Source organism: Mycobacterium sp. TH-M25 (genome assembly GCF_057473665.1).
Window position 1 is genome coordinate 1 of the sequence record NZ_JBYCLA010000199.1, and the last position, 7882, is coordinate 7882.

Annotated in this window: 5 protein-coding genes; 3 read left to right on the forward strand and 2 right to left on the reverse strand. The window is 68.9% G+C overall.

The annotated features are described in order from the left end of the window. Positions 1 to 213 (reverse strand): ATP-dependent Clp protease adapter ClpS (gene clpS, locus AC2VOU_RS06670; protein ID WP_486956657.1); only part of this gene is annotated, 213 nt, incomplete at its 3' end. 48 nt (positions 214 to 261) lie between these two features. Here clpS and AC2VOU_RS06675 point away from each other — a divergent pair. Beyond that, a complete protein-coding gene (locus AC2VOU_RS06675; protein ID WP_486956658.1) occupies positions 262 to 1587 on the forward strand; it encodes a nicotinate phosphoribosyltransferase in 1326 nt (441 codons plus the stop codon). Between the two features lie 20 nt (positions 1588 to 1607). Continuing rightward, positions 1608 to 3611, forward strand: a complete 2004-nt coding sequence (locus AC2VOU_RS06680; RefSeq protein ID WP_486956659.1) for an ATP-dependent DNA helicase — start codon at positions 1608 to 1610, stop codon at positions 3609 to 3611. Here AC2VOU_RS06680 and glgP read toward each other — a convergent pair. After that, a complete protein-coding gene (gene glgP, locus AC2VOU_RS06685) occupies positions 3560 to 6181 on the reverse strand; it encodes an alpha-glucan family phosphorylase (protein ID WP_486956660.1) in 2622 nt (873 codons plus the stop codon). The genes AC2VOU_RS06680 and glgP overlap by 52 nt on opposite strands. Before the next feature lie 193 nt (positions 6182 to 6374). Between glgP and AC2VOU_RS06690 the strand changes: the two genes are divergently transcribed. Then, positions 6375 to 7882 (forward strand): maltotransferase domain-containing protein (locus tag AC2VOU_RS06690; RefSeq protein WP_486956661.1); only part of this gene is annotated, 1508 nt, incomplete at its 3' end.

Below are 7882 nucleotides of genomic sequence, written 5' to 3' on the forward strand. Positions count from 1 at the left end.
GACTGCCTTGCCCTCGTTGTGCACCTGCAGCATCAGCTTGGTGGCGTGCGGCTCGCTGTAGCCGAACAATTTCTGGAAAACGTAGGTCACGTAGTTCATCAGGTTGACCGGATCATCCCAGACGATGGTCACCCAGGGAGCGGCGGTGGCCTCGACCGTGTCCGCTTCCCGCTGCCCCGTGGTACCCGGCTTGGTCGGTGCTGACGCAACCATGCTCCACAGGATACCGAGCCGCCCGCGGACACCCGATAGCGTTGCGGTGTGAACACATCGGCCGTCACCGGGCTGCTGACCGACAGGTACGAGCTGACCATGCTCTCGGCGGCGCTGCGCGACGGCACCGCACACCGCCGGTCGGCGTTCGAGTTGTTCGCCCGCAAGCTGCCCGATGGCCGCCGCTACGGCGTGGTGGCCGGAACGGGGCGATTCCTGCAAGCCTTACCCGACTTCAGGTTCGACGAGGTCGCGTGCGAGTCGCTGGCCGAATTCCTCGACCCCGGCGCGCTGGCGTATCTGCGCGACTTCCGGTTCGGCGGCGACGTTGACGGCTACGCCGAGGGCGAACTGTATTTCCCTGGCTCACCAGTGCTGTCGGTGCGAGGCAGCTTCGCCGAGTGCGTGCTACTCGAGACGCTGGCGCTGTCGATTTTCAACCACGACACCGCGGTGGCCTCGGCCGCGGCGCGGATGGTCAGCGCGGCCGACGGGCGACCGCTGATGGACATGGGGTCGCGCCGCACCCACGAGCGCGCAGCCGTCGCCGCCTCGCGCGCCGCCTACCTCGCCGGGTTCGCCGCGACGTCCAACCTCGAAGCCCACCTGCGCTACGGTGTGCCGACCGAAGGCACCAGCGCGCACGCCTTCACGCTGCTCTACGACGGACGCAACGGGCCCGACGAGCCGGCCGCGTTCGCCGCGCAGGTCGCCGCCCTCGGGGCGGGCACTACGCTGCTGGTCGACACCTACGACGTGACCACCGGCGTGGCCAACGCCGTCGCGGCCGCGGGCACCGCACTCGGGGCGGTCCGCATCGATTCCGGCGACCTGGGCGTGCTCGCCCGGCAGGTCCGCCAACAGCTCGACCGGCTGGGGGCCACCCGGACCCGCATCGTGGTCTCCGGCGACCTCGACGAATTCGCCATCGCGGGCCTGCGCGCCGAACCGGTCGACAGCTACGGGATCGGCACTTCGCTGGTCACCGGATCGGGCGCACCCACCGCGAGCATGGTGTACAAGCTGGTCGAAGTCGACGACGTGCCCGTCGAGAAGCGCAGCGTGCGCAAGCAATCGCATGGCGGGCGCAAAGAAGCGGTGCGCCTGGCCCGCTCGACCGGCACCATCACCGAGGAGATCGTTTATCCGGCGGGCCATCCGCCGTGGGTGTCCGAGCCGTCGCGGGTACTGGCCGTTCCGTTGGTCCGCGGCGGCGAGGTGGTCGTGACGACGGACCTGGGCGTGGCGCGCGAGCTGGTGGCATCGGGCTTGCGAAGCTTGCCGTGGGAGGGTCTGATGTTGTCGCACGGCGACCCAGCGATCCCCACCACGCAGATCCCGGCCCGACGTCCGCCGACCGACATCCAGGAGTAGCCACGCCCGACGATGTGCCGATGCCGGTGACGCAGCTGCTGGCCACTGCGGTGGCTGCGCTGGGCGGCAAGGAACGCTGCGGCCAGGTCGAGATGGCCAACGCGGTCGCGCATGCCTTCTCCGCCGGGGAGCACCTGGCCGTGCAGGCCGGCACCGGCACCGGCAAATCGTTGGCATACCTGGTTCCGGCGATCGAGCGCGCGGTGGCCGACAATGCACCGGTGGTCATATCCACGGCAACCATTGCTCTGCAACGCCAGCTGGTCAACCGCGACCTTCCTCAGCTCGTCGACGCGCTGGCCGATGCGCTGCCCCGCAAGCCGCGCTTCGCGTTGCTCAAAGGCCGCCAGAACTATCTGTGCCTCAACAAGATTCACAACGGCTCGGCCTCCGACGTGGCCGAGGAGCCGCAGGAGCTGTTCCGGCCGCAGGCGGCTTCCACTTTGGGCCGGGAGGTGCAACGGCTCACCGAGTGGGCCTCGGAGACCGACACGGGCGACCGCGACGACCTCAAACCCGGTGTCGCCGACCGGTCGTGGGGGCAGGTCAGCGTGTCAGCCCGCGAATGCCTGGGCGTGGCCCGCTGCCCGTTCGGCACCGACTGCTTCTCGGAGAAGGCGCGGGCCAAGGCCGGCGTCGCCGATGTGGTCGTCACCAACCACGCGCTGCTGGCGATCAACGCGGTCGCCGACTCGCCCGTGCTGCCGGAACACAAGGCGCTGGTGGTCGACGAGGCGCACGACTTGGTGGACCGGGTGACGGCGGTGGCCACCGGCGAGCTCACCGCAACGACACTCGGCATCGCCTCACGCCGCATCGCGCAACTGGTCGAACCCGAGATCCTGCAGCGTTGGGAGCGCCTGTCGGGCAGCTTCCTCACGGCGATCCAGAATGCGTCGGCCGGTCGGATCGACCACCTCGACGACGAGCTCGCCACGTGTATCGCGGCGCTTCGGGACGCGGCCACCGCGGCGCGGTCGACCATCGACACCGCACCCACCGACCCCAAGGCCGCCGCGGCCCGCTCCGAAGCGGTCGCCAGTCTCGCCGAGATCGCCGACACCGCAACGCGAATCCTCTCGTCGTTCGGACCGGCCGTCCCCGATCGGACCGACGTGGTGTGGCTCGACCACGAGGACAACCGTGGCTCGACGCGGACGTATCTGCGGGTCGCCCCGCTGTCGGTGGCCGGACTGCTGCGCACCCGATTGTTCGCGGAGTCGACCGCGGTGCTGACGTCGGCCACCCTGACCGTCGGCGGCTCGTTCGATGCGCTGGCCACGGCGTGGGGGCTTACGGACAGCGAATCACCTTGGCGTGGAATGGATGTCGGGTCGCCGTTCCAACACGCCAAGGCGGGGATCCTCTACGTCGCGGCCCAGCTGCCGCCACCGGGGCGCGACGGCACCGGCACCGCTGAACAGCTGACCGAGATCGCCGAGCTCATCACCGCCGCGGGCGGGCGAACGCTCGGGTTGTTCTCGTCGATGCGGGCGGCGCGCGCAGCCGCCGAGGCGATGTCGCAGCGGCTGTCCACACCGGTGCTGTGCCAGGGTGACGACACCACCACCACACTCGTGGAGCGCTTCGCCGCCGACGAGGCGACGTCACTGTTCGGCACGTTGTCGTTGTGGCAGGGCGTCGACGTACCCGGCCCGTCGCTGTCGCTGGTGATCATCGACCGGATTCCGTTTCCGCGGCCCGACGACCCGCTGCTGTCGGCCCGGCAGCGGGCGGTGGCCGCCGCCGGAGGCAACGGATTCATGGCCGTCGCGGCCAGCCACGCCGCGCTGCTGCTGGCCCAGGGCGCGGGCCGGTTGCTGCGCGGCATCGACGACCGCGGGGTGGTCGCGGTGCTCGATTCCCGGATGGCGACCGCCCGCTACGGGGGTTACCTGCGGGCGTCGCTGCCGCCGTTCTGGGCCACCACCGACGCGGCCGCGGTGCGCGCGGCGTTGCGGCGGTTGACCGCTCAAGCCAACGTGACCAAACCCAACTCGGCGCCCGAGGCCAACATCGGATGATGCGGCAGCACCCGCACGGTGTAGCCGACCGACCCGGCAACCGGCAGCGGCGTCGTCGTCGCAAAGACGTGATCACCGCCGGAAGCGGTTCCCGTGTAAGCCATTTCGACGGTAAGCGGGTCCACCAGCAGATCGCCGGTCTCTACCCGGCCGACCACCGCTTGCACGGTTACCTCCTCCGGCCGTAAGCCTGCCAGCTGCACGGTCGCGGTCAGGGTCAGCTTCGAGCCGAGGATCGGCGTGTCCGGCAGCCCCGTGCTGTCGACGTCGGTGACCCGGATGTGCGGCCACTCCTCCGACGCGCGCCGCCGGTATGCCGCGAGGTCACGGGCCGGCTCGAAGTCCACCTGCCCGTCGTCGTCCACGACCAAAGTCCTGCGCAGCGACTCCGCTGCCGGCAGATAGTAGCCCTCGGTGTAGTCGCGAACCATCCTCGACGCCAACACCTTCGGGCCCAATGTCTGCAGGGTGTGTCGGACCATCTCGATCCACCGGCGCGGCACGCCGTGCTCGTCACGCTCGTAGAACTTCGGCGCAACCGAATTCTCGAGCAGATCATAAAGCGCGGCCGCCTCCAGGTCGTCGCGGCGCTCCTCGTCGGCGACGCCGGCGGCCGACGGGATGGCCCAACCGTTTTCGCCGTCGTACCATTCGTCCCACCACCCGTCGAGGATCGACAAGTTCAGGCCGCCGTTGAGCGCGCTCTTCATCCCCGACGTGCCGCACGCCTCCAGCGGACGCAACGGGTTGTTCAGCCAGACGTCGCAGCCCCAATACAGCAGCCTGGCCATCGACATGTCGTAGCCGGGCAGAAAGGCAATCCGGTGCCGTACCTCGTGCCGGTCGGCGAACTGGACCACCTGCTGGATCAGCGCCTTGCCGCCGTCGTCGGCAGGGTGTGACTTGCCGGCCACGATCAACTGGATCGGCCGGTCGTCGTTGAGCAGCAACTGCTCCAACCGCTGCGGGTCACGCAGCATCAACGTCAGCCGCTTGTAGGTCGGTACCCGGCGGGCAAAGCCGATGGTCAGCACATCGGGGTCGAATGCGCTGGCAATCCAGCCTAATTCGGCCTCGGGCGCGCCGCGAACCAGCCACGAGCGGTGCAGCCGCGCCCGCACGTCTTCCACCAACAGGGCCCGCAATTGCGAACGGATCCACCACAGGTGTCCGCCGTCGACCTCGTTGACCCGCAGCCAGACGCCCGGGTCGGCGAACGAGTCCGACCCCACCAGCTCCTGACCCAGCTGCAGCCATTGCGGCGCGGCCCAGGTGCGGGCGTGCACGCCGTTGGTGATCGACCCGATGGGCACCTCACCGGCATCGAAGCCAGCCCATAGCTCGTTGAACATCTCCCGGCTGACCTCGCCGTGCAGCAGCGAAACACCGTTGGCGCGCTGGGCAAGTCGCAGACCCATGTGGGCCATGTTGAACTTCTCCGGGTCGTCCTCGGCGCCCAGCGCGAGGATCCTGCCGACCGGCACGCCGGGCAGCAGCACCGACCCGGCGGCGACGCCCGCGGCGTCGGTCGGACTGCCCGCGAAGTACCGCTGCACCATTTCCACCGGGAAACGGTCGATGCCGGCGGGCACCGGGGTGTGGGTGGTGAATACCGTACTGGACCGCACCACAGTCAGAGCGGTGTCGAAGTCCAAACCGGCGTCGACGAGTTCGCGGATCCGCTCGGCGCCCAGGAAGCCGGCGTGTCCCTCGTTCATGTGGAACACCTCAGGAGCGGGCAGGCCTTCGATTGCGGTGAAGGACCGGATGGCCCGCACGCCGCCGATCCCGGCGAGGATTTCCTGCCGCATGCGGTGCTCTTGGTCCCCGCCGTAGAGCCGGTCGGTGACTCCGCGCATCTCGTGCTCGTTTTCCGGGATATCGGAATCCAGCAGCAACAGCGGCACCCGCCCGACCTGGGCGACCCAGATGCGGGCCCGCAGCGAGCCAGACTCCGGCAGCGCCAGCTCGACCAGCGCCGGTGCTCCCGAACTGTCGGTGAGCAGACGCAGCGGCAGTCCCGCAGGGTCGAGTGCGGGATAGTCCTCGTGCTGCCAGCCGTCCGCGGTCAGCGACTGCCGGAAGTAGCCCGAGCGGTAGTACAGGCCGACCGCGATCAGCGGCAGCCCCAGATCCGAGGCCGCCTTGAGGTGGTCACCGGCCAGGATCCCCAGACCGCCGGAATAGTTGGGCAACACCTCGGCGACACCGAACTCCATCGAGAAATACGCGATGCCGTTCGGCAGAGCTTTCTCGCCGACGCCGGCCCCTTGTTGCTGCTGGTACCACTGCGGACGGCGCAGATAGTCGTCGAGTTCGGCGGCCAGCCGGTCGAGCCAATCCAGAAATCCGCTGTCGAGCGCCAAGTCGTCGAGCCGGGCCGGAGTGACCGCGCCCAGCAAGGCGACCGGATCTCGCCCGCACTGCGTCCACAGCTTCGGATCGATCGTCTCGAAGAGGTCCTGAGTGGGTTTGTCCCACGACCAGCGCAGGTTGATCGACAGCTTCTCCAGCGCTGCCAGGCGTTCGGGAAGGTGGGCACGGACCGTGAACCGACGAAGGGCTTTCACGCGTCATCACCTTACTGACGTGGGAGCGGGTTTCGCCTACCGAACGAGCCGCGCGACCCGCCCTCGGGTGTGACGGGACACTACGGTGGGTATTGAACGCTGAGTGCCCGCCAAAATACGGGTGGCCGAAGACGCGCAGGTCGCGGGTCGACCGCGCCCAAGACGACAACCGACTAGCCCAGAAGGAGTAGCGGTGCCCGGTCGTGTCGAGATCGACGATGTCGCACCCGTGGTGTCATGCGGCGCCTACCCGGCCAAGGCCGTCGTCGGAGAGGTGGTTCCGGTCCGTGCCACGGTGTGGCGCGAGGGCCACGACGCGGTGGCCGCGACGCTGGTGGTGCGCTATCTGGGCCCGCGCTATCCGCAGGTCGGCGAGACGCGACGGCTCAAAGCAACGTCCGCTGCAGCGGTGGCCGAGCCCAGCACCGACGTCGTGCGGGTCAAGCCGCTGCATTTGCCCATGAGCCCTGACGGCTTGGAGCCCTATGTGTTTCATGGTGCGTTCACACCCGACCGCGTCGGGCTGTGGACGTATCGGGTGGACGGCTGGGGCGACCCGATCCACACCTGGCGGCACGCCGTCGAGACCAAGCTGGATGCCGGCCAGGGCGAGGCCGAGATATCCAACGATCTGCTGATCGGCGCACAGCTGATGGAACGCGCCGCCACCGGGGTGCCACGCGGCCGGCGCGGTCCGCTGCTCAAGGCCGCTGACGCGTTGCGGACACCCGGAGACCCGGTCACCCGGGCCGCGCTGGCGCTGCGGGCCGACATCGACGAACTGCTGACCGAATTCCCGCTGCGCGATCTCCTCACTCGCGGCGAGCAGCACGGGGTGTGGGTCGACCGGCCGTTGGCCCGCTTCGGATCGTGGTATGAGATGTTCCCCCGCTCGACCGGCGGCTGGGACGACAAGGGCAATCCGGTGCACGGAACCTTCGCCACCGCCGCGGCGGACCTGCACCGGATCGCGCAAATGGGCTTCGACGTGGTGTACCTGCCGCCGATCCACCCGATCGGCAAGGTGCACCGCAAGGGCCGCAACAACACCGCCACGGCCGCGCCCGGTGACGTGGGCTCGCCCTGGGCGATCGGCAGCGACGAGGGCGGCCACGACGCGGTGCATCCACAACTGGGCACGATCGCCGACTTCGACACGTTCGTCGCCGCGGTCGGGGACCTCGGTATGGAGGTGGCGCTGGACCTGGCGCTGCAATGTGCGCCCGACCACCCGTGGGCCACCGATCACCGGGAGTGGTTCACCGAACTGCCCGACGGCACCATTGCCTACGCCGAGAACCCGCCGAAGAAGTACCAGGACATCTACCCGATCAACTTCGACAACGACCCCGCCGGTCTCTACGACGAAGTTCTGCGCGTGCTGCGGTTCTGGATGGATCACGGCGTCAAGGTCTTTCGCGTCGACAACCCGCACACCAAGCCGCCGAATTTCTGGGCCTGGCTGATCGCCCAGGCCAAGGCGGCCGATCCCGATGTGCTGTTTTTGGCCGAGGCGTTCACCCCGCCGGCCCGCCAATTCGGGTTGGCCAAGCTGGGGTTCACTCAGTCCTACACCTACTTCACCTGGCGCACCTCGAAGTGGGAGCTGACCGAATTCGCCCAGCAGATCCCCGAAATCGCCGACTTTCGGCGACCCAACCTGTTCGTCAACACCCCCGACATCCTGCACGCCAGCCTGCA